At 63.9% G+C, this 22251-nt stretch carries 15 protein-coding genes and 2 pseudogenes; 13 read left to right on the top strand and 4 right to left on the bottom strand.

The annotated features are described in order from the left end of the window. A pseudogene (locus tag CKW22_RS15650) lies at positions 1 to 176 on the top strand (IS630 family transposase); the annotation flags it as partial. Positions 177 to 204: 28 nt separating this feature from the next. Here the strand turns inward: CKW22_RS15650 and CKW22_RS15655 are convergent. Together CKW22_RS15655 and CKW22_RS15660 are read right to left on the bottom strand one after the other, a co-directional pair. After that, positions 205 to 419: pseudogene (locus CKW22_RS15655) on the bottom strand (transposase); the annotation flags it as partial. A gap of 338 nt (positions 420 to 757) precedes the next feature. Further along, complete coding sequence (locus CKW22_RS15660; RefSeq protein WP_033698396.1) at positions 758 to 1672, bottom strand: LysR family transcriptional regulator; 915 nt, start codon at positions 1670 to 1672, stop codon at positions 758 to 760. A gap of 204 nt (positions 1673 to 1876) precedes the next feature. Here CKW22_RS15660 and CKW22_RS15665 point away from each other — a divergent pair, with 204 nt between their 5' ends. The 3 genes from CKW22_RS15665 to CKW22_RS15675 all read left to right on the top strand — a co-directional run bounded on the left by CKW22_RS15665 (position 1877) and on the right by CKW22_RS15675 (position 6153). After that, the gene (locus CKW22_RS15665) at positions 1877 to 2902 is read left to right on the top strand and encodes a zinc-dependent alcohol dehydrogenase family protein (RefSeq protein WP_033698394.1); all 1026 of its coding nucleotides are present in this window, start codon (positions 1877 to 1879) and stop codon (positions 2900 to 2902) included. 513 nt (positions 2903 to 3415) lie between these two features. After that, positions 3416 to 4798 carry a hypothetical protein gene (locus CKW22_RS15670; protein ID WP_095064393.1) on the top strand — a complete coding sequence of 461 codons (1383 nt, stop codon included), beginning with the start codon at positions 3416 to 3418 and terminating at the stop codon, positions 4796 to 4798. Beyond that, the gene (locus CKW22_RS15675) at positions 4798 to 6153 is read left to right on the top strand and encodes an aminotransferase class I/II-fold pyridoxal phosphate-dependent enzyme (protein ID WP_095064394.1); all 1356 of its coding nucleotides are present in this window, start codon (positions 4798 to 4800) and stop codon (positions 6151 to 6153) included. The genes CKW22_RS15670 and CKW22_RS15675 overlap by 1 nt, the downstream gene beginning before the upstream one ends. Before the next feature lie 61 nt (positions 6154 to 6214). Here CKW22_RS15675 and CKW22_RS15680 read toward each other — a convergent pair whose 3' ends face one another. Both CKW22_RS15680 and CKW22_RS15685 read right to left on the bottom strand, forming a co-directional pair. Beyond that, the gene (locus CKW22_RS15680) at positions 6215 to 7516 is read right to left on the bottom strand and encodes an MFS transporter (RefSeq protein ID WP_095064395.1); all 1302 of its coding nucleotides are present in this window, start codon (positions 7514 to 7516) and stop codon (positions 6215 to 6217) included. Between the two features lie 66 nt (positions 7517 to 7582). Continuing rightward, on the bottom strand, positions 7583 to 8896 hold the full coding sequence (locus CKW22_RS15685; protein WP_033698389.1) for an L-fuconate dehydratase: 1314 nt from the start codon (positions 8894 to 8896) through the stop codon (positions 7583 to 7585). A 101-nt stretch (positions 8897 to 8997) separates the two neighbouring features. On the opposite strand from CKW22_RS15685, the gene CKW22_RS15690 reads away from it, so the two are divergent. From CKW22_RS15690 to CKW22_RS15730, 9 genes are all read left to right on the top strand, one after another. Then, positions 8998 to 9945, top strand: a complete 948-nt coding sequence (locus tag CKW22_RS15690) for a LysR family transcriptional regulator (RefSeq protein ID WP_095064396.1) — start codon at positions 8998 to 9000, stop codon at positions 9943 to 9945. Between the two features lie 34 nt (positions 9946 to 9979). Next, complete coding sequence (locus CKW22_RS15695) at positions 9980 to 10945, top strand: LysR family transcriptional regulator (protein WP_095064397.1); 966 nt, start codon at positions 9980 to 9982, stop codon at positions 10943 to 10945. Positions 10946 to 11109: 164 nt separating this feature from the next. Further along, on the top strand, positions 11110 to 12651 hold the full coding sequence (locus CKW22_RS15700) for a UxaA family hydrolase (RefSeq protein ID WP_033698382.1): 1542 nt from the start codon (positions 11110 to 11112) through the stop codon (positions 12649 to 12651). A 35-nt stretch (positions 12652 to 12686) separates the two neighbouring features. Then, positions 12687 to 14267, top strand: a complete 1581-nt coding sequence (locus CKW22_RS15705) for an aldehyde dehydrogenase (NADP(+)) (RefSeq protein WP_095064398.1) — start codon at positions 12687 to 12689, stop codon at positions 14265 to 14267. 16 nt (positions 14268 to 14283) lie between these two features. Continuing rightward, a complete protein-coding gene (locus CKW22_RS15710; RefSeq protein WP_033698379.1) occupies positions 14284 to 15354 on the top strand; it encodes an Ldh family oxidoreductase in 1071 nt (356 codons plus the stop codon). 26 nt (positions 15355 to 15380) lie between these two features. Continuing rightward, complete coding sequence (locus CKW22_RS15715) at positions 15381 to 16598, top strand: fumarylacetoacetate hydrolase family protein (protein WP_033700101.1); 1218 nt, start codon at positions 15381 to 15383, stop codon at positions 16596 to 16598. Between the two features lie 99 nt (positions 16599 to 16697). After that, positions 16698 to 18005: an MFS transporter gene (locus CKW22_RS15720; protein ID WP_050506068.1), complete on the top strand. Its 1308-nt coding sequence runs from the start codon at positions 16698 to 16700 to the stop codon at positions 18003 to 18005. 143 nt (positions 18006 to 18148) lie between these two features. Next, the gene (locus CKW22_RS15725) at positions 18149 to 19798 is read left to right on the top strand and encodes a VRR-NUC domain-containing protein (RefSeq protein WP_033698377.1); all 1650 of its coding nucleotides are present in this window, start codon (positions 18149 to 18151) and stop codon (positions 19796 to 19798) included. Further along, complete coding sequence (locus CKW22_RS15730) at positions 19795 to 22056, top strand: ATP-dependent DNA helicase (protein ID WP_095064399.1); 2262 nt, start codon at positions 19795 to 19797, stop codon at positions 22054 to 22056. Before CKW22_RS15725 ends, CKW22_RS15730 begins: the two co-directional genes overlap by 4 nt. Positions 22057 to 22251 lie beyond the last annotated feature (195 nt).

The following is a 22251-nucleotide window of genomic DNA, read 5'->3' on the forward strand; positions in this document are numbered from 1 at the left end:
CGCTGAGCGAGAAGTGGATCAAGCGGCAGGCACATGTCAGCGTTAAAGATCTGGAGGCGTCGATCGAGTACTACCTGGAAACCTACAACCAGAACCCGAAGCCATTTCGGTGGCACAAGAAGGCCGAGGACATCCTTGCCTCAGTCGCTCGCGCGGCGCGAGCGCTGGGCAAATGATTTTCAGCGGTATTTCTGAAACTCCACACTAGGCACTGTACGAAGAGAGATGTCGTAAACATCGTCGGCAGCAGGCCAATGTGAACATGGTGAGATGACTTATTGCGAGCTTGCAGTAACGCGTGGCCAGCCGGCGGCGCTCTTTCAGTCAGCCAAATAGACGTTCGATGACATCCCGCTCCCGGTACTTGGTTTGTCGAATAGCCGTGGGAGGTCGGGCTTCGGCTTGCGTTTCATGGCTCGGTAACCTCTGGCCGTTGGTCAGTGCCGATAATCCTCCGCGCCACGTCTGTTGGAGCAGCTTGGTTTTCGAAGGTGGTGAGCTTAAGCGGCGGTCTTACTCTCAAGAGCACTCTAGAAAGCGAAAAATCACCGCGAAGACAGTTTTGGCACCCCAAGATGAACAGCGTGGTCGGCAGATTACCGAAAGCGCTGAGCATCTTCGGTTGGGGCATCCTTTTCAAACCATCCAAAGCGTGCCCTCAAATATGCCCAAAATTTAGCAATTAACTGGAAGTAAATGGCTATTCGAGGCTAGAAAAAGGCAGAAATGATTAGCTAATCAAGCATGCGCGAAGCCTCTAAAGACTGTCAGGGTCGCCAAAGAACATCTGTATCCGCGACCGCAACCATCGCTCCGCCGGGTCGTTATCCTGCGCCCCGCGCCAAGCCATGTGCAGCTCGAAACTGCGCACTTCAATCGGCAGATCTTCCGCCCGCAAGCCCCCCGCAGCCGTCAGTGCATCCGCCGTGTAGTCCGGTACCGTGGCAACGATATCGGTCCCCGCCAGCAAACTCCCCAGCCCGTTGAACTGCGGCACCGCAAGCACCACGTGGCGCTTGCGGTCAATTTCTTCGAGCGCTTCATCGATGAACCCGGACAGGTCGCCGGCGAACGACACCAACGCATGCGGCCGGGCGCAGAAGTCATCCAGGGTGATGCTGCCCGGCACGCTGTCGGCACGCAGCAGTTTCGGCTTGCTGCGGCGCAGCACCTTGCGCTTGGCGTTGGCGGGCAGTTCACTGGTGTAGCTGACCCCCACCGAGATTTCGCCCGAGGCCAGCAAGGTAGGCATCAGCAGGTAATTGACCCGGCGCACCACCAACACGATACCCGGCGCTTCGGCGCGGATACGCTTGAGCAGTTGCGGCAGCAGGGCGAATTCGGCGTCGTCCGACAGGCCGATGCGGAACACCGCATTGCTGGTGGCCGGGTTGAACTCGGCGGCGCGGCTGACGGCGGTGGAGATGGAGTCCAGCGCCGGGGAGAGCAGGGCGAAGATCTCATGTGCCCGTGCCGAAGGTTCCATGCTGCGGCCGGTGCGCACGAACAACGGGTCGTCGAAGAGGTTGCGCAAGCGCGACAGGGCCGCGCTGATGGCCGGCTGGCCGAGGAATAGCTTCTCGGCAGCACGGGTCACGCTGCGCTCGTGCATCAGCGTTTCGAACACGATCAGCAGGTTGAGGTCTACACGACGCAGGTCGTTTCGATTCATCGGTGCGCTTCGCCTAAAGTGGGGCAGGGGTGAATCTTAAGGCCAAAGGCTGTTACCCTGCACCGATTTCCGGGTGCCAATTCATAGGAATGTCAGGTGCCCAATCGATGACAAGCATGTCGACTATTAATGACCACTGATGGTCTAACGGCCAAAGCCCGGATAAAGTCCGTGGTATTAGAGGTTCACAAGGCGAGGTATGCGATGTCCCGCATGATCCGATTCCACAAGTTCGGCGCTGCCGATGTGCTCCGTTGCGAGGAGCAGGCCGAACCGTCGCCCGCCGCCGACGAGGTGCAGATCCGCGTCCAGGCAATCGGCGTCAGCTGGTATGACGTGCTCTGGCGTCAGAACCTGGCCCCCTCCCAGGCCCGCCTGCCGGCGGGGATCGGTCATGAAATGGCCGGGGTGGTGACGGCTGTCGGCGAAGGGGTCGAGGACATTGCGGTGGGCGACCGGGTCGCCAGCTTCCCGGCCACCAGCGCCAATGATCACCCGGTATACGGCGACGTGATCGTGCTGCCACGCACGGCAATCACCCGGTATCCGGATATCCTCACGCCTATCGAAGCCAGCGTGCACTACACGCCGCTGCTGATCGCCTACTTTGCCTATGTCGACCTGGCCCGCGCCAAGGCCGGGCAAACGGCGCTGGTCACCGATGCCAGCCACTGCGCAGGGCCTGCGTTCGTGCAACTGGGCAAGGCCCTGGGGCTGAAAGTGTTTGCCGCCACCAAGGCGCCCGAGCAACGCGAGTACTTGCTGGGGCTGGGGGCGGACAAAGTGATCGTCACCGAGGAGCAGGACCTGCTGCTGCAGATCGGCAAGTACACCGACGGTCGCGGCGTGGACATGGTCCTCGATGGCATGGGTGGGCCGCAGATGTCGCTGCTCGGCGATGTCCTGGCACCCCGAGGCAGCCTGGTGTTGTATGGCCTGCAAGGTGGCAACCAGACGCCATTCCCGGCTTGTGCGGCGTTCCAGAAGAACATTCAGTTCTATGTGCACTGCATCGGTAACTTTACCGGCAAACCGGAATTGGGCATCAGCCAGGACCAGGTCGCGCTGCAGCGTGCCTTGCGCGATATCAACCAGTTCACCGCCGACCAACTGCTGACGCCGCAGATCATCAAGGTGTATCCGTTCGATCAGGTGGTCGAGGCACATCGGTATATGGATGAATGCCCTTGCGGGGGGCGGGTGGTGCTGGATATGGCGCAGCCTGCGTGATCTGACATTGACGACAACAGGAACCCGGGCACAGTCCCGGGTTTTTGTGTTTTGCGGCTGCACATTTTCAGCGTGATACTTGTAGATAATCAGATGCATCCTACAAATTAATAATACGTGGACTACATACTTCAAGGGGTTACCGTTTATTGCGGTAATATCCTGGAAGAGATTTGAAGTTGAACGCTTGCAGTGTTCCATTCATTGTGTATTGACGCACTGGCTGAATGGTTTTTTTACCCTTATCTGTATCTTCTATTCGATGTACAACTCTCGATAATGGCCTAGTGATAGTTTGCGCAAGGAGCGTGGAATGAGCATGGCTATGCCCGAGCCAGGGCAGTGTATGGCGGCAGCCTGTCATCAGTGTGGGGCATTTTTTTCGATGGCTTGGCGACAGAGCATGTCACATCGTTACTTCCCAAGACTTGTAGGAAAATTCTTCAGGATCGATGCACTACACGGTGTGCAGTTGACCGTGTAATGAATGCATGAAGTTGATGAGGTGATTACGTGAGCGCTATTCACGAACAGGCTATGCACTATATCTACCAGCAAGTGCTGGAACGCTTGTTGAACCATATGTCCCAGGCGCAGCGCGCGTCCGTGCAGTTGCTGATACAGCGGCTGCTGGTGGCTGCCGGTGGCCCCGAATACATCGGCACATTCCGTTTGCTGGTACTGCAGGGCAATGACCGCCGAAGTGCCCACCTGTTGGCCATTCTGCGCGCCGCCCAGTTGAGTATTGCCTTGCGCGCCCCGGTGACCTTCCAGTTGCGGGTACTGGTGGTCAACCTGCCGACTGCCGGCAATGCCGCGCTGGACAACCATGAGCGCAGCTTCAACGCCTTGTTCATGCAGGACGACCCGCGGGTACAACTGCAGATGACCGAAGGCTGCGAGGTGGTGCCGTTCAATCGTCGGCCCTCGGCGTCGACCGAGCGCTGGGCCCTGGCACGCAATGCCATGCTGATGTTCGGGCACGGGGTCGATGCCCGGCCCGAAGCCCTGCTGGGCAGCCGGCTGCATCTGGAGCTGGCGGGTGCCGTGGGTGTCGCGCTGCAGGCGCAGTCGCGTGCGGATGTGCTGATTACCGCCGTACCTGCCCGGCAGCGACGCCGTTACCTGGCCTGGGCCCGGCGTAGCCTGTGCCAGGCAGGGGAGCGCGGGCCTCATCTGCTGCATCAGTGCCTGGCGACATTGGCCAGCGGGCTGGGCAGGTTGCAGGGGGTTGCCGGGTCACCCCTGGAGCCTGTGGGCGACCCCAGCCGCGTGGTCGCGGAGGATGCCACGTTGCGGGTGATCGCTATCGATGACTTGCTGCCGCATCTGCTTGAACAAGAGCAGCTCGACCTCATGCTCGGCTGCCGCCTTGACCCTGACCAGGACGCCTGGCCGCTGGCGGCATTCATCGACCCTAAGGCCCTGGCACAGCTGCACGAACTGCGCGCTCGTTGCAGCGAGCCAATGGGCCATCGACAGGCGTTGCGGCTGGCCGGCCCTTGCGCTTTCGATGGGCAGCGCGAGCCAGCTTCGGGGCATCCGGGCAAAGCCTACGGCATCAGCCAGACCCAGCTGATATGCCTGTTGTTCAGCCCCTTTGCCAGGCAGGGCAAGGGCCTTGAACGTTTTCTGCAATGCCGTCATCCCGACATGCAGGTGGCGTTGCCCTACCTGCATCGGGCCTTGCAAGGTAAACCGTGCCCCGATGCGGTGAAGGACTGGTTGGTGAATACCAGTGGCTTGGCACTTGTGCAACTGCGCGCGATTTATGAGGGGCGTCTGCAACCCGCGTCCAGGCGCTTGATGGCGAACCTGGCCCGGCGTGATGTGCACCTGAAATTGTTGCCGGCGCCGTTCGTAGCGGGACGACCTGGCCTAGAGGGCTTGCCCTGATGGGGCGATCGCTGCCGGGCGACTACGCCTATCGCAAGGTGTATCACTACCTCGAATCGCTGATCGACGAGGCCCAGGGGCTTGAGCCATGGCGCCTGCCCTCGTTGCGCACGCTGTCCCGGCGCTTGCGCGTATCGCTGGCCACTGTGCAGAGCGCCTACAGCCTGCTTGAAGAGGAGGGCCGGGTGCATTGCGTGCCGAGGTCGGGCTACTTCGTGCGCGTGGATGGGCAGCCGGGTGGCCCGCCGTTGCCAGCACCGAGCGGGCTAAGCAACGTACCGACGCAGCCCATGCTGGAACGTTCATTGTTTACCCACGAGCGGCGCCTGGCACGCCAGCGGGCTTGGGCGGCTGCCCCGCTGGAGGAGGTCGGCAGCGCGCGGCTGCGTAATGCGCTGGCCGAACGCTATACCCGCTCATCCAGCCATTACTGGCGTGCCGAAGAGGTGCATCTTGCCCCCGATGTACAGGCGTTGCTTGAGGTTGTGCTGGCGGCGCTGGCCCTGCGCGGGGGCACCGTGCTGGTGTGCTCGCCGTGCTGCTGGCAAGTGCTGCGCGCGTTGCAGCGTTGCGGCATGCGCGTGCTTGAGGTGCCACTGAACGCATACGGCGCTGCAGACCTGCAGGCGTTGGCGGGTTTGCTCAGCGCGGAGCCGGTGGGCATGCTGATCATGCCGTCCTGCCTGAGCATGCCCCAGGGCCGGCTGATGTCGCAGCACGACCAGCAGCAGATAGGCCAACTGCTGGGCGAGTACTCGGTGTGGTTGCTGGAGAACGACCTGGACAGCGAGTTGTGCTTCAGCGGGCCGCCGGCTGCGCGCTTGCGCGATTGGGTCGACCCGCGCTGGCTGTTGATGATGGGCTCGTTCGAAGCTGCGGTGGGCGGCGAAGCGCCCTACGCCTATGTGCTGGGGCGGCATGCAACGCTGACCGAGGCCTTCGCCCAGCGTGCGTTTCAGCTCGCGCCCTTGCGGCTGCAGGCGCTGGCGCTGATGCTTGGCAAAGGCGAAATCGAACGCCAGTCAGAAAAGCTGCGCGCAGAACTGCAATGGCGCATGGAGTGCCTAGGCCAACAACTCAGGTTGCAACTGGGTGAGCAAGTCTCCTTCCAGATGCCCGAGGGTGGCTGGACCCTGTGGCTGCGGTTACGCCGGCCAGTGCCGTTGGATGGCATCGTGGCGGCGCTGTCAGGCACCGTCTTGCGTGTGGTCCCGGGCGGGCAACACAGCCTGCAGGTGCGTCATCAGCAATACCTGGCGCTGCGGTGGGTGGGGGAAGGGCTCGATGCGCTGCAACAGGCTCTGGAGAAGCTGGCGCAGGCGCTGGAGCTGCGTTGCGGCCGGCCAGTGGGGTAGCAGTCGAGGGTGAATGGTAACAGGGGCCACTTTACGGCCCCTGTTGCGGGTGCCCGTCTGCCTACTGTTCCTGCCCCTGGCGCAAGCGGGTGCTGATCAATGCCGCCAGTACCAGCATCGAGGCGATGATCCACAAGCCGTTGCGGGTGCTGCCGGTTGCCTGCTCGATCAGGCCCATCACCGACGGCCCGACGAAGCCGCCAAACAGGCCGCACGTGGTGACGAAGGCCAGGCCCGCCGCCAGCGCGTTGCCGCTCAAGCGGCTGGAGGGGAAGACGAAGATGATCGACTGCACCACGAACAGCATCAGCGCGGTCAGCGAAAACCCGATCAGCCCGATGAACGAACTGGACAGCGAGGCGAGCAGCAGCCCGGCCGACATGGTCAGCAACCCGAAGAACAGCAGGGTGCGGCAACGATTGGGCGAAGTCGCCAGGCGGGGCAATGTCGCAGCGCCAATGGCGGCGGCAATCCACGGCACCGAGGTCAGCAACCCGACCTGGAAGGGCGACAGCGCGGCATAGGTGCCGATGATGCCAGGCAAGAAGAAGATCACCGTGTAGATGGTGATCTGGTGCACGAAGTACACCGCGATCGCCAACCAGATCTGCTTGTCGCGAAACATCTGCCCCAGCTTGCTTTGTTGCGGCGCCGCAGCCCGTTCGGCGTTCAGGCGGCGCTCGATGTCCTGGGCATCGGCGGCTGACAGCCAGGGCGCCGATGCCGGGCCATCGGGCAGTTTTTTCCACACCACGTAGGCCAGGGCCACCGCAGGCAGGCCTTCGAGCACGAACAGCCATTGCCAGCCGTGCCAGCCCAGCACGCCGTCCATTTCCAGCAGGGCGCCGCCCAGCGGCCCGCTGAGGATGTTGGCCACGCATACCCCCAGCAGGAAGTAGCCGGTGGCACGGGCACGCTGTTCGCGGTCAAACCAGTACGTCAGGTACAGCATGACGCCAGGGAACAGGCCGGCTTCGGCCACCCCCAGCAGCAGGCGCATGATGTAGAACGAGGTTTCGCCCTGGACGAACGCCATGCCCGCCGAGAGCAGGCCCCAGGTGATCATGATGCGGGTGATCCAGAAGCGCGCGCCGACCCGGTGCATGATCAGGTTGCTCGGCACTTCGGCTAAGGCATAGGTCAGGAAGAACAAGCCCGCGCCCAGCCCATAGGCCGCCGCCGACAGGCCCAGGTCGATGCCCATGCTTGCCTTGGCCAGGGCGATGTTGGTGCGGTCGAGAAAGCTCATCACGTAGACGACGATAAGCAGCGGCATCAATTTGCGCAGCAACAGGCCGTTAAGGCGCTGTTCGGTAGCGACGGCAGGCGCGGCGGCCGCTGTCGTGCCAGTGAGGATTGTCATTGTTTTTTCCCCGTGAAAAGTGCTGGTGGTGTGCCGCGCCAATGGCGGCACACCGAGGTGGGTAGGTCAGGAACGGTTGATGTCGAGCCACACCGCGCCATTGGGGTACTGGTAGCGCTCCAGGGTGTCAGCGTGCATTTCGATGCTGTAGCCCGGGCGCTGCGGTGGCATGTAGCGACCGCGACGGATCACCACCGGGTCGAGGAAGTGTTCGTGCAGGTGATCGACGTATTCCAGCACCCGATTGTGCAGCGAGGCCGACACGGCGATGTAGTCGAACAAGGCAATGTTCTGCACATATTCGCACAGCCCGACCCCGCCGCCATGCGGGCAGACCGGCACATCGTACTTGGCGGCCATCAGCAGCACGATCAGCACCTCGTTGAGGCCACCCAGGCGGGCTGCGTCCAGCTGGCAGAAGTCCAGCGCGCCGGCCTGGAACATCTGCTTGAACATCACCCGGTTGTGGCAGTGCTCACCGGTGGCCACGCCAATGGGTGCGATGCGCTGGCGGATGGCGGCGTGGCCGAGGATGTCATCCGGGCTGGTGGGTTCTTCGATCCACAGTGGCTCGAACGCCGCCAGACGGCGCATGTTGGCCACCGACTCATCGACGCTCCAGACCTGGTTGGCGTCCATCATCAGGGTGCGTTCCCAGCCAATTTCGTCGCGCAGGATGCTGGCGCGGCGGATGTCTTCTTCAAGGTCAGCGCCGATTTTTTGCTTGATGTGGGTCCAGCCGTCCGCCACCGCCTCACGTGCCAGTTGGCGCATCTTCTCTTCGCTGTAGCCGAGCCAGCCGGGTGCGGTGGTGTAGCCGGGGTAGCCTTCGCGCAGCATCTGCGCTTCGCGCTGGGCCTTGCCTGGCGCCTGGCGGCGGAGCAGGGCGATGGCCTCTTCGGGGGTCAGCACGTCGGTCACGTAGCTGAAATCCAGGCAACGTACCAGTTGCTCAGGGGTCATGTCGGCCAGCAGTTTCCACACCGGTTTGCCTTCGTGCTTGGCCCACAGGTCCCAAACGGCGTTGACGATGGCCGCCGTGGCCAGGTGGATCACGCCTTTTTCCGGGCCCAGCCAGCGCAGCTGGCTGTCGCCGACGGTGAAGCGGTGCCAGAACGCGCCCATGTCGGCAGTGATGTCTTCCAGGGTCTGGCCAACGATCATCGGTGCCAGCGACTGCACCGCTGCCGCGCAGATCTCGTTGCCGCGGCCGATGGTGAAGGTCAGGCCGTGGCCTTCCAGGGCAGCGGCATCGGTGTGCAGCACGACGTAGGCGGCCGAGTAGTCAGGGGCGCTGTTCATGGCGTCGGAGCCGTCCAGCGACAGCGACGTCGGGAAGCGGATGTCACGAACGCTCAGGTGGGTAATGCGTATGCTCATGGCGGACTCTTGTTCTGGTCGGGCAGTGGGAGACCTGACTGTAGGTTGTCGAGCGATACAGGCATAATCGCCAATTCCTAAGTAGGGATATCGAAATTGATATGTCTCAGATGCCCCCGGACACGCCGCCGCTGACGCCATCTCTCGGCACATTGAAGATTTCCAGCCGCCAGATCACCTTGCTCAACGCGCTGGGCGAATTTGGCAACCTGCGCCGCGCCGCTGCGGCCATGCACACCACGCAACCGGCGGCCAGCCTGCTGTTGCAGCAACTGGAAGAACGCCTGGGCGTGCGCTTGTTCGAGCGCCTGCCGCGCGGCATGCAGCCGACGCTGTATGGCGAGGTGATGATTCGCTATGCGCAGAACGCGCTGCACGAGTTCGAGCATGCCCAGGCACAGATCGCCGAGCTGGCCCGCGGTGCCTCGGGCCTGGTCCGGGTGGGCAGTGTCATGGGGCCGGTGCCCGGCCTGCTGACCAAGGCGGTGCTGGCCTACAAGCGCGACCACCCCAAGGTGCGGATCTCCCTTGAAGTCGGGACCAGCGACACCTTGCTGCCGGCGCTGTTGCGCGGTGATTTCGACATGGTGGTCGGGCGCCTGCCAGACCAGAGCGACAGCCAGGACCTGAACATCGAACTGTTCGAAGGGGGTGAGCAGATGCGCGTGATCGCCCGCGCCGGGCACCCGTTGGCCAACGCCAAGGCATTGCAGCTGGCAGACCTGGTGGCCCTGACCTGGATCCTGCACCCCATCGGCAGCCCCATGCGCCGGCGGGTCGAGAGCGCCTTGCAGGCGGGCGGCATGGTGCAGTCGCTGGACATCGTCGAAACCGCCTCGATCCTGGCCACCACCGCCATGCTCGAAGCCTCCGAAATGATTGCCGTGGTGCCCAACGATGTGGCCCAGCACTATGCGCTCTACGGCATGGTCGCCATCCTGCCGGTGGAGCTGCCGATCACCATGGCCAACCTGGGCTTGCTGACCCTGCGCTCGCGGCCCAATTCCGTGGCTCTGGACCGCTTGCTGCAGTACCTGCGGGCGCAATAGCCATGCCTTCACACCTTTTCGAGGTTGCCCTCTGATGCCGTCGGACATTACCCATTCCAGCTTCTGCAACTGGGTCCGCTTCAAGCACCTGGTGCTGATCGACACCCTGGCACGTACTCGCAACATGCACGCCACCGCCACCCGCATGAACCTCAGCCAACCTGCCCTGAGCAAGATGCTGCGGGACCTGGAAGAGCAGTTCGGCTTTGCTTTGTTCGAGCGCCTGCCACGCAGCATGCCGCCTACCGAGCTTGGCGAGTACGTGGTGCGCTACGCCCAGGGGGTGCTGGCCGACTCGCAGCAGTTCGTCGACCAGGTCAACCGGCTGCGCAAAGGCGGGCATGGGTTTATCCGGGTTGGCGGTATCTTCGCGGCTACCCCCGTGGTGCTGCCCCAGGCGATTGCCGCCATCAAGGCGCGCAGCCCGTTGCTGTCGATCGAGGTGGTGGAGCACTCCAGTGACCATCTGCTGGCCATGCTGGAGCAGAACAAGCTCGATATCATGATCGGCCGCTTCACCGAAGAGCGCTTCAGCCAGTTGTTCGATTATCAGCCCCTGGAGCCCGAGCCCTTCAGCCTGGTGGTCAACAGCCGCCACCCGCTCAATGCCCTTGCCAGCACCCCGTTGGAGGCCCTGGGTGACTGGCCATGGGTGCTGTACCCCGTGGGTACGCCGATCCGCAACCGCCTGGAGCAGGCGTTCAGGGTTGCCGGCATTGCCACGCCGGTGGACAGCGTCGAGACCATTTCGATGCCGATGTTCCTGCAGTTGCTGCAGTCCGGCCCGATGATCGCCATGCTGCCCAGGTCAATGGTCGCCGCGCAACTGAACAGCGGCCAGTTCAAGGAGTTGCAAAGCCCCTTGCACTTACCGGCACTGGAATACGGCATCGTCACCCGCAAGGACGAGCCGCTGACCCCGTCGGCCCGGGAGTTCGTCGACATTCTGCTCGACTTCGCGCAGCAACGGCGTGACGCGCCAGGGGCGCCAAGCGATTGATAAATCACCCCTGACAGGCGGTATCGATAACCCAGAGTTATCGCGTGATCGGATCATCTCATTGGGAATGTTGCGCAAGGCTTCTTACAGTGGTCGCAGATTCGCCCGGCATCGAACGGGCGTCGCCATAACAAGAAGTCAGCAGCACCGCCCTGAGAGGTCCCATGCAACTGATTGCCCGATCCGGTGACCTTGCCGTCATCCGCCTCAACCCGCTGGACAATGTCCTTATCGCCCGCCAGGCCTTGCCTGAAGGCCTGCACCTGGACGCCGAGGCGATCACCGTGCGCCAGGCGATCCCCTCGGGGCACAAAGTGGCCACGCAGCGTGTGGAACAGGGCCAGCCCCTGCGCCGCTATGGCCAGATCATCGGTTTTGCGTCCCAGCCCATCGACGCTGGCGACCATGTACACGTCCACAACGTGCAGATGGGCGATTTCGCCCGTGACTACGCCTTTGGCGTCGATGCCCGCAGCACGCCGAGCCGCGAGGCGGTGTTCGAGGGCATCGTGCGTGCCGATGGGCGGGTGGCCACCCGCAACTACATTGGCATTCTCACCTCGGTGAACTGCTCGGCGACCGTGGCCCGGGCCGTGGCCGACCACTTTCGCCGCGACATTCACCCCGCAGCCTTGGCCGACTACCCCAATATCGATGGCGTGGTGGCATTGACCCACGGCGCCGGTTGCGCGGTCGACCCCTCTGGCGAGGCGCTGGGCTTGTTGCGTCGCACCCTGGCGGGTTACGCCGTACACGCCAATTTCGCTGCCGTGCTGATCATCGGCCTTGGCTGTGAAACCAACCAGATCGAAAGCCTGCTCGAAACCCAGGGGCTGACCACCAGCACCCAGTTGCGCGCCTTTACCATCCAAGGCATCGGTGGCACCTCGAAGACCATCGCCGCCGGCATCGAGCAGGTCAAGGGGCTGCTGGCCGAGGCCAACCAGGTGCAGCGCGAGCCGGTCAGTGCGCGCCACCTGATCGTTGGCCTGCAATGTGGTGGGTCCGATGGCTACTCGGGGATCACCGCCAACCCGGCGTTGGGCAATGCCGTTGACCGACTGGTGGCCGCCGGTGGTACGGCGATCCTTTCCGAAACACCTGAAATCTATGGCGCGGAGCACCTGCTGACCCGTCGCGCGGTCAGCCGTGAGGTGGGCGAGAAGCTGGTCGCCCGCATCCACTGGTGGGAAGACTACTGCCAGCGCATGAATGCCGAACTGAACAACAACCCTTCGGCCGGCAACAAGGCCGGTGGCCTCACCACCATCCTCGAGAAGTCGCTGGGCGCGGTGGCCAAGGCCGGTTCCAGTAACCTGGTCGATGTCTACCAGTACGCAGAAGCGGTGCGGGCCCAGGGCCTGGTGTTCATGGACACGCCGGGCTACGACCCGGTCTCGGCCACTGGCCAAGTCGCCGGCGGCGCCAACCTGATCGCCTTCACCACCGGCCGCGGCTCGGCCTACGGCTGCGCGCCGGCACCGTCCATCAAGCTGGCGACCAACAACCGGGTGTTCGAGCACCAGGAAGAAGACATGGACGTCAACTGCGGTGGCATCGCCGATGGCTCCACCAGCATCGAAGAGCGCGGCGCGTACATCTTCGAACAGATGCTGCGCATCGCGTCCGGCGCGCGCAGCAAAAGCGAACAGCACGGCTACGGGCAGAACGAGTTCGTGCCCTGGCAGATCGGCGCCGTGACCTGATCGACAGCCCATTCCTGATTTTTGAGGCAACCCCTATGCACGTTAGCGGATACAACTTCATTGCCGGCCAGCGCAGCGCTCAGGGCCAGACCCTGGTCTACAGCGTCGATGCCCACACCGGTGAACGCCTGCCGGTCGCTTTCCACCAGGCTACCCTGGCCGAGGTCGACAACGCCGTAAATGCTGCCTCTGCGGCCTTCCCGCTGTTTCGCAACCTGGCATCCGTGCGCCGCGCCGAGTTCCTGGAGGCCATTGCCGACGAGCTCGACGCCCTCGGTGAAGACTTCATCGCCTTGACCTGCCAGGAAACGGCCCTGCCAACGGCCCGTATCCTCGGCGAGCGCGGCCGTACCAGCGGGCAGATGCGCCTGTTCGCCCAGGTGCTGCGCCGGGGTGACTTCTATGGCGCCCGCATCGACCAGGCACTGCCTGCCCGTACGCCTCTGCCACGGCCTGATTTGCGCCAGTACCGCATTGGCGTAGGCCCGGTGGCGGTATTTGGGGCTAGCAACTTCCCCTTGGCGTTCTCCACGGCGGGGGGTGACACCGCAGCGGCCCTGGCGGCCGGTTGCCCGGTCGTTTTCAAGGCCCACAGCGGCCATATGGCCACCGCCGAGCGGGTCGCCGAGGCCGTGATCCGGGCCGCTGAACGCACCGGCATGCCGGCCGGTGTGTTCAACATGATCTTCGGTGGCGGCGTTGGCGAGGCATTGGTCAAGCACCCTGGCATCCAGGCAGTGGGCTTCACCGGTTCGCTCAAGGGCGGGCGTGCGCTGTGCGACATGGCGGCGGCAAGGCCACAGCCGATCCCGGTATTCGCCGAAATGTCGAGTATCAACCCGGTGCTGCTACTGCCTCAGGCCTTGGCCAACCGCGGCGCGCAACTGGCCAAGGAACTCACCGCTTCGGTGGTGCAGGGCTGTGGCCAGTTCTGCACCAACCCGGGCTTGGTCCTGGGCATTCGCTCACCGGCGTTCAATGCTTTCATCGAGCAATTGGCCGGGCACATGGCTGACCAAGCGCCACAGACCATGCTCAACGCCGGCACCTTGAACAGCTACGGCAAAGGCCTGCAGGCCTTGGCTGCCCACCCGGGGGTGAAGCGGTTGAGTGGCCTGGCGCAACAGGGTAATCAGGCCCAGCCGCACCTGTTCGAGGCCGATGTCAGCCTGCTGCTGGAGCAGGACGAGCTGCTTCAGGAAGAAGTGTTCGGCCCTTGCACGGTAGTGGTTCAGGTAGCCGACGACGCCGAGCTGCTGCGTGCGGTCGCAGCCTTGCGCGGGCAATTGACCGCCACGCTGCTGGCGGACGATGCGGACCTCGCGGGCTACGGCCATCTGCTCGGTGCGTTGGAAGAGAAAGTCGGTCGCGTTCTGCTCAACGGCTACCCCACCGGGGTCGAGGTGTGCGATGCGATGGTGCACGGTGGCCCGTATCCGGCCACTTCGGACGCCCGTGGCACCTCGGTCGGCACCCTGGCCATCGACCGCTTCCTGCGCCCGGTGTGCTACCAGAACGTGCCGGATGCCTTGCTGCCCGCCGCCTTGCAGAACGCCAACCCGCTGGGCATCCAGCGCCTGGTCGATGGCAAGCCAAGCCGCGCGGCCCTGAACTGATCGTGGAGTGCCAGGCATGACTCAAACCAGACGCTACGACGTGCAGGTAATCACTGCTTTCGTCGAGCAACTGTTCGAAAAGGCAGGTGCCGATGCCGAGGTCGCCCAAGTGGTGACCCAGGTGCTGCTCGAAGGCGAATTGCTGGGCCATCGCACCCATGGCCTGAACCTGGTCAGCCGCTATATCGGCGGTATGCTCAGCGGGCAGGTCAAGGCGCAAGCCCAGGTGCTGGAGCAGGTGTCGGACAGCGGGGTCTCCAGCCTGTTCGACGGCCATTACCTGCTCGGCCCGTACTGCGTCAGCCGCGCCCTCGACTGCGCGGCCACAGGGGCCAGTGCACAGGGCATCGGCATTGCTGTGGTGCGCCGGGCCGCGCACATCGGCTGCCTGGCAGCGTACCTGAAACCCTACACCGACCGTGGCCTGGTGGCCCTGGTGTATTCGTCGGACCCGTCGGTGGGGCTGGTCTGTGCCCATGGCGGGGTCGACCCGGTGTTCACGCCCAACCCGATTGCCGCCGGCATACCGACCCAGGGCGAGCCGATCCTGCTGGATGTGAGCATGTCCACCGTGACCCTGGGCCTGGTCGGCCAGTGCCGTGATGCCGGCAGCAAGCTGCCGCACCCGGTGCTGATGAGCAACGACGGCCAACTGAGCGATGACCCGCGCGACTTCTTCAGCCAGCCGCAGGGCAGCATCCTGCCGCTGGGCGGCCAGGCCTTTGGTCACAAGGGCTTTGCCTTGGCGATTCTGGTCGAGGCGCTGACCTCGGGGCTGGCCGGCCATGGCCGCAAGGACGCCCCGGACCAGTGGGGCGCGTCGGCCACCGCCGTGGTCATCGACCCGCGCTTTTTCGGCGGCCTGCAAGCATTCACCGACGAAACCAGCTTCCTCGGCCAATTGGTCCTCGCCAGCCGCCCGGTAGACCCCGAACGCCCGGTACGCCTGCCAGGCCAGGCCGGCCTGGCCTTGCGCCGACACGCGCTGGAGGAGGGGATGAACCTGTCGGCGCACGTGCTCGATGACCTCGACCAGTTGGCTGGGCAGTTGCAACTGGCGCCACTTTCACAGGCGCTGGCTCAATGAATGACAATGACAACAAGGGTACCCACATGACCGACCAATCGAATGCCACGCCCCCGCTGCAACTAAGCCACGACATCGCCGTGTTCGACAGCGGCACCTGGGTCGGCCGGGTCTGGCTGCCCGATCAGGGCCCCGCCGTGGTGCTGGTCAAGGCGGGCGCCGTGCACGATATCAGCGCCCATGTAGCGACCGTTTCGGCCTTGCTCGAAGTGGCCGACCCGGTTGCTTATCTGCGCGCGCTGCCGTTGCCCGAGGCGTTGATCGCTCTGCCGGCGTTGCTGCGCAACAGCGACCCCAGCCAGCGTGACGCACGTTTGCCCTGGCTGCTGGCGCCGATCGACCTGCAAGCGGTCAAGGCCGCCGGTGTGACCTTTGCCGCCAGCCTGCTGGAGCGGGTTGTGGAAGAGCAGGCCAAGGGCGACCCGGCCAAGGCCGATGCCATCCGCGACACCCTGGCCAGCCGCATCGGTGCGGACCTCTCGCAGATCATCCCGGGTTCTGCCCAGGCCGAAGCGCTGCGCAAGGTGCTGGTGGAGCAGGGCCTTTGGTCGCAATACCTGGAAGTGGGCATTGGCCCAGACGCCGAAGTGTTCACCAAGGCGCAGCCGCTGTCGGCGGTCGGGCATGGCGCCGACATCGGCATCCACCCCAATTCCAGCTGGAACAACCCGGAACCGGAAGTGGTGCTGGCGGTATCGAGCGACGGCAGCATCAAGGGCGCCATGCTGGGTAACGATGTCAACCTGCGCGACTTCGAGGGGCGCAGTGCCTTGCTGCTGTCCAAGGCCAAGGACAACAACGCCTCCACCGCGCTGGGGCCATTGCTGCGCCTGTTCGATGAAAGCTTTGGCCTGGACGATGTGCGTAACGCCGAAGTGGACTTGCGTGTCGAAGGCCAGGACGGCTTCATCCTTTCTGGCCGCAGCTCCATGCGCCAGATCAGCCGTGACCCGCAAGACCTGGTGCAGCAGACCCTCAACGAAAACCACCAGTACCCCGACGGGCTGGTGCTGTTTCTCGGTACTCTGTTCGCCCCCAAGCAGGACCGCGACCAGCCCGGCAACGGCTTCACCCACAAGCCAGGCGACCTGGTCGCCATCAGCAACGCGCAACTGGGTACCTTGTGCAACCGTGTGACCACCAGCGACCAGGCGCCGCAATGGGGCTTCGGCCTGCGCGCGCTGATCGACAGCCTGAGCCGGCGCGGCCTGCTCGAAGCAGCGGTGAAGGCACGCCAGCCTTGACGGCTGCCGTGCCCCAGGGATGAACGCAACAGGATAGATGGACCGCCAAGGCGCTGAAGGCGCTGCAACAATAATAATAAAGGCCACCCAATGAACCCTATGAAGAAGTATCAGCGCCTCACCGTCGTGTTCCTGCTGTTGATCGGCATCGTCAACTACCTGGACCGCAGCGCGCTGTCGATCGCCAACACCTCGATCCAGAAAGACATGATGATCAGCCCCTCGCAGATGGGCATTCTGTTGTCGGCGTTTTCCATCGCCTACGCCTTTGCCCAGTTGCCGATGGGCATGATCATCGACCGCCTGGGCAGCAAGATCGCCCTGGGCGCCTCGTTGCTGGCCTGGTCGGTGGCCCAGGCCACTTTCGGCATGGTCAACAGCTTTGCCGGCTTCATGGGCCTGCGTGTGTTACTGGGGATTGGCGAGGCGCCGATGTTCCCGTCGGCGGCCAAGGCCTTGTCCGAATGGTTCGATGCCAATGAACGCGGTACCCCGACTGGCATCGTCTGGTCCTCGACCTGCCTGGGCCCATGCCTGGCGCCGCCCTTGCTGACCCTGTTCATGGTCAATTTCGGCTGGCGTGGCATGTTCATCATTACCGGCCTGATCGGCGTGGTGCTGGCGCTGTGCTGGCTGACCTTCTACAAGAGCAAGGCGCAGTACCTGGCCGAGCTCGCCGCCGAAGGCAAACCGCTGCCGAACGCGCACAAGCAATCGCCAGCCACGGCCATCCCGCAGGCGGCGAAGCCTTCGTACTTCGCGGGCTGGCTCGACCTGTTCAAGCACCGCAGCACCTGGGGAGCGGTACTGGGCTTCATGGGCGTGATCTACATGCTCTGGCTGCACCTGACCTGGTTGCCCGGTTACTTCGAACGTGAGCACGGGCTGGACCTGTACAAGACTGCCTGGGTGGTGTCGCTGGCCTATGGCTTCGGCGCGGCGGGCACGATCGTAGCCGGGCGCTTCTGCGACCTGCTGGTCAAGCGGGGCATGAGCATCCTTGGCAGCCGCAAGTTCAGCGTCATCACCGGCCTGGTGCTGGCCGCGCTGTTCACTCTGCCGTTGTCCTACGTCAGCGGCCTGACCGGCTGCGTGATCCTGCTGTGCCTGGCGCTGTTCAGCATCAACATGGCCAGTGCCACCGCCTGGATGATCGTCAACACCATCGTCGACAGCCCGCGGGTGGCGTCATTCGGCTCGATCCAGAACTTCGGCGGCTACATTGCAGGCTCCGTAGCACCGATCGTCACCGGCTTCAGCATTCAGTACTCGGGCTCGTTCAACACGGCGTTCATGATCAGCGCGATCGTGGCGCTGTGCTCGGCGGTGGCCTACTTCCTGCTGCTGAAGGCGCCGATCGGCAGTGCCAAGGTCGAGTCGGGGACACTGGCAGGTGTGACCGAGTAATCGATCGGGCGCAGATCCCTGTGGGGCGGCCTTTCGCGACGCAAGCCCGCCCCCCATACAACAGAACGGACCTACGGCTATTGCCAGGTCCGTCGATCTGTATGTATAACCAGTATCCATTCTCCACTGCCCGACCTTGCCCCGTGATTGCCCATTCCGTCGACGACCCGTTCTATTACCTGCACAACTTTCGCCAGGTGCTGTCATGGGTCGAACAGCGCTATGACGACCTGCTCGACGAGCAGGAGCTGGCGTTCATCCAGGCCTTTGCCCAATTGGACAGCCGCGCCCAGGCCCTGATGGTGCGTATGGTCATGCGCAAGGGCGAGCTGTTTCGCAGTGACAAGCTTGTGTACGCCGAAGTCGGCGATACCGAGCAGGCCTTGCAGCCGCTGCAGGCCTTGGGATGGGTGCGGGAGCCTGCACAATTGGCGCTGGAACAGCTGTTCACCATGCTGCGCAAGGACGAGCTGGCGCAGTGCTTCGCCGGGCAGTTGAGCCGCCCACGGGCCGCCAAGCACGACCTGCTCGCACAGCTGCAACCCCTGGGGCTCGCGCCCCGGCCGTTGACGCAGTGGTTTGCCGACAGCGACGTGCGCATCTTCCAGTGGTGCCTGCAACCGTTGTGTGACCGCATGCGCCTGTTGTTCTTCGGCAACCTGTACCAGGACTGGTCGGACTTCGTACTCGCCGACCTTGGCTTGTTGCGCTACGAGCGCGTGCCTTTCAGCAGCGATTCGCGGGCCCTGCGCCATCGCGCCGAGGTCGACCTGGCCATGGCCTTGCACCAGTGCGCCGAGCGGCTGGAGCAAGGTGACGAGCCGCTGTCGATCCTCGGCGCGATGACAGGGCTGCACAGTGACAACCCCTGGTTGGCCCGGCGCCATGCCCGCCTGCTGTTCGCCCTGGGCCAGCAATGCGAACGCCAGGGTGACTGGGACCAAGCCATGGCCGTATATGGCCAGTGCAGCCATGCCCAGGCGCGTATCCGCCAGGTACGCGTGCTGGAGCGCAGCGAACAGTGGCCACAGGCACATGCGCTTGCCCTGCAACTGGCTGCGGCCCCGGCCAACGCGCTGGAGGTGCAGGCGCTCGAACGCATGCTGCCGCGCCTGGCGCGCAAGCTCGGCGGGCCGCCGCAACGGCGCCAGCGCGCAGCGCAACTGCAACTGATCGAATTGGAGCTGCCCCGTGAGCACGCCGCCTTGGGCGTCGAGGAGGCCGTGCGCCAACACTTGGCCGAGGCCGGAGGGCAGGTTCATTACGTGGAAAACACGTTGTTCAACAGCCTGTTCGGCCTGTTGTGCTGGGAAGCGATTTTCGCGCCGGTACCGGGCGCGTTCTTCAACCCGTTTCAGGCCGCCCCCCAGGACTTGCACGACAGCGACTTCCAGCAACGGCGCAGTGCCCAGTTCGAGCGCTGCCTGGGGCGGTTGGACGATGGCAGCCATCGCCAGGCTATTCTCGACTGCTATGCCGCCAAGCAAGGCCTGCAGTCGCCGTTCGTGTTCTGGCCCATGCTCAGCGAAACCTTGCTTGAACAGGCGCTGGCCTGCCTGCCGCCCGCCCATCTGAAGCAATGCTTCCTGCGGCTGTTGCAGGACATCCGCAACAACCGCGCCGGCATGCCCGACCTGATCCAGTTCTGGCCCGACCAGGGTGGTTATCGCATGGTCGAGGTCAAGGGGCCGGGCGACCGCCTGCAAGACAACCAGTTGCGCTGGCTGGAGTTCTGCCGTGCGCAGGGCCTGCCCGTTGCGGTGTGCCATGTGCGCTGGAGCGAGGCGGCGTGAGCTACAGCGTAGCCGTGCGCGCCTTGTGCGAGTTCAGTGCCAAGGTCGGCGACCTGGACCTGCGCTTTACCCCATCGCCCACCGCCCAGGAGGGCATGGAAGGGCATCGGCGGGTGGTGGCGCGGCGCGCCGCCGACTATGAGTCGGAAGTTGCCCTCGAAGGCCAGTTCGAAAGCCTCAGGGTGCGAGGCCGCGCCGACGGTTACGACCCCAGCTGCAATCGCCTGGAAGAGATCAAGACCTACCGCGGCGACCTCGCGCGCCAGCCGGCCAACCATCGTCAGCTGCACTGGGCGCAGGCCAAGGTTTATGCCTGGCTGATGTGCCAGGCGCGGCAATTGCCGGCCATCGATGTGGCTTTGGTGTACCTGGACGTGGACAGTGACGGCCAGACGCTGATCAGCGAGCACCACAGTGCTGCCGAGCTGCAAGCCTTCTTCGAGACCCAGTGCCGGCGCTTTCTGCGCTGGGCCGAGCATCAGCAACAGCGCCTGGCCGAGCGCGACCGCGGTCTGCAGGCCCTGGGCTTCCCCTATGCACAGTTCCGCCAGGGCCAGCGCCAGTTGGCCGAGACCCTGTACAAGGCGGTGAGCACAGGCCGCTGCCTGATGGCGCAGGCCAGTACCGGCATCGGCAAGACGCTGGGTACCTTGTTTCCGTTGCTCAAGGCGATGGTGCCGCAGCAACTCGACAAAGTGTTCTTCCTCACCGCCAAGACACCGGGCCGGGCGCTGGCCCTCGATGCCATGCGCCAGATTACCGATGCCACACCGCAACCGGCCTTGCGCACCCTGGAGCTGATTGCCCGTGACAAGGCCTGCGAGCACCCCGACAAGGCCTGCCATGGCGAGTCCTGCCCCTTGGCGCAGGGTTTCTACGACCGCCTGCCCGCTGCCCGCGAGGCGGCGGCAGGGTTGCCCTTGCTGGACCGTGCCCAGCTGCGCGAAGTGGCCTTGGCGCATCAGGTATGTCCGTACTACTTAGGCCAGGAAATGGCCCGCTGGGTGGACCTGGTGGTGGCCGATTACAACTATTACTTCGATGCCCATGCCTTGCTGTTCAGCCTGGCCCAGGCCAACCAATGGCGGGTGGCGGTGCTGGTGGACGAAGCGCACAACCTGGTCGAGCGCGGTCGCGGCATGTACAGCGCCAGCCTGGATCAAGGCCAGTTACTTGCCTTGCGCCAGAGCAAGCCACAAGGGTTGAGCAGTGCGCTGGACCGCCTCAACCGGCAGTGGAACGCGTTGTACAAAGAGCAGCGGGCGCCGTATCAGGCCAGCGAGCAGTTGCCGGATGCCTTCTTGCGTGCCTTGCAGCAATGCATCGGGCTGATTCAGGAGCGCTTGAATCAGGCACCTGCCGAGGTGGATGCGCAGGTGCTGCAGTTTTTCTACCTGGCGTTGCAATTCAGTCGGGTCGCTGAACTGTTCGACGAGCATTTCATCTTCGACATTACCGTGCGCGACAGCCTGCGCAAGCGGCGGCTGGCGACCCTGTGCCTGCGCAATATCACCCCGGCGCGGCTGTTGGCGCCTCGCATACAGGCGGCGCGCAGCGTAACGCTGTTTTCCGCCACGCTGAGCCCACGGCATTTCTACAGTGACCTGCTCGGCATGCCGGCCAACACGGCCTGGCTGGAAGTGGCGGCGCCGTTCCGCGCCGAGCAGCTCGAAGTGCGCATCGCCAGCCAGGTGTCGACCCGTTATCGTGAGCGCCACGCCTCGCTGGCACCGATTGTCGAACTGATCGCCGAGCAGTATCAGCGCAAGCCCGGCAACTACCTGGCGTTTTTCAGCAGCTTCGAATACTTGCAGCAAGTGGCCGCTTTGTTGGCTGAGCGTTACGGCCACATTCCCCACTGGGCCCAAGCGGCGGGCATGGACGAAGCGGCGCGTCAGGCATTTCTCGATCGTTTTGTGCTGGACGGCTGCGGCGTTGGCTTTGCGGTGCTGGGCGGAGCGTTTGGGGAAGGGGTGGATTTACCCGGCACGCGGTTGATCGGGGCGTTTGTCGCCACGCTCGGCCTGCCCCAGGTCAACCCCGTCAACGAACAGTTCAAGCAGCGCCTGGGGCGCCAGTTTGGCGCCGGTTTTGACTATGCCTATCTGTACCCAGGCGTGCGCAAGGTCATTCAGGCGGCGGGCAGGGTCATACGCGGGGATCAGGACCAAGGCGTGCTGGTGCTGATCGACGAACGCTTCGCCGAGGCGCGGGTGCAGCAGATGTTTCCCGGATGGTGGCAGACGGCTATTAACTAGTGTGGTGTTTCAGAAGTGCCAATGAAACACCACACTAGCCGGCAGTCCTTCTTTCATTCAGCGGCTGTCAATTGGGGTAAGATCACGCCCCCAACCTTCGCACATCTCCTTGAATATCAAGTTGATGGCCATGCACCGACTCGCTTAGCGCTGTGCCTGTCCCCGTACCGGTCCAAGCGTCGCTACAGGATTCAC

The sequence above is a fragment of the Pseudomonas sp. Irchel s3f19 genome (genome assembly GCF_900187555.1).
Lineage (GTDB): Bacteria > Pseudomonadota > Gammaproteobacteria > Pseudomonadales > Pseudomonadaceae > Aquipseudomonas > Aquipseudomonas capeferrum.

Bases quoted from the DNA above. Each gene is read 5' to 3' on its own strand.
- CKW22_RS15685 (WP_033698389.1), bottom strand. From the start codon at position 8,896: ATGAGCATACGCATTACCCACCTGAGCGTTCGTGACATCCGCTTCCCG.
- CKW22_RS15680 (WP_095064395.1), bottom strand. From the start codon at position 7,516: ATGACAATCCTCACTGGCACGACAGCGGCCGCCGCGCCTGCCGTCGCT.
- CKW22_RS15715 (WP_033700101.1), top strand. From the start codon at position 15,381: ATGACCGACCAATCGAATGCCACGCCCCCGCTGCAACTAAGCCACGAC.
- CKW22_RS15675 (WP_095064394.1), top strand. From the start codon at position 4,798: ATGGGGCGATCGCTGCCGGGCGACTACGCCTATCGCAAGGTGTATCAC.
- CKW22_RS15660 (WP_033698396.1), bottom strand. From the start codon at position 1,672: ATGAATCGAAACGACCTGCGTCGTGTAGACCTCAACCTGCTGATCGTG.
- CKW22_RS15695 (WP_095064397.1), top strand. From the start codon at position 9,980: ATGCCGTCGGACATTACCCATTCCAGCTTCTGCAACTGGGTCCGCTTC.
- CKW22_RS15700 (WP_033698382.1), top strand. From the start codon at position 11,110: ATGCAACTGATTGCCCGATCCGGTGACCTTGCCGTCATCCGCCTCAAC.
- CKW22_RS15710 (WP_033698379.1), top strand. From the start codon at position 14,284: ATGACTCAAACCAGACGCTACGACGTGCAGGTAATCACTGCTTTCGTC.
- CKW22_RS15665 (WP_033698394.1), top strand. From the start codon at position 1,877: ATGTCCCGCATGATCCGATTCCACAAGTTCGGCGCTGCCGATGTGCTC.
- CKW22_RS15690 (WP_095064396.1), top strand. From the start codon at position 8,998: ATGTCTCAGATGCCCCCGGACACGCCGCCGCTGACGCCATCTCTCGGC.
- CKW22_RS15720 (WP_050506068.1), top strand. From the start codon at position 16,698: ATGAAGAAGTATCAGCGCCTCACCGTCGTGTTCCTGCTGTTGATCGGC.
- CKW22_RS15705 (WP_095064398.1), top strand. From the start codon at position 12,687: ATGCACGTTAGCGGATACAACTTCATTGCCGGCCAGCGCAGCGCTCAG.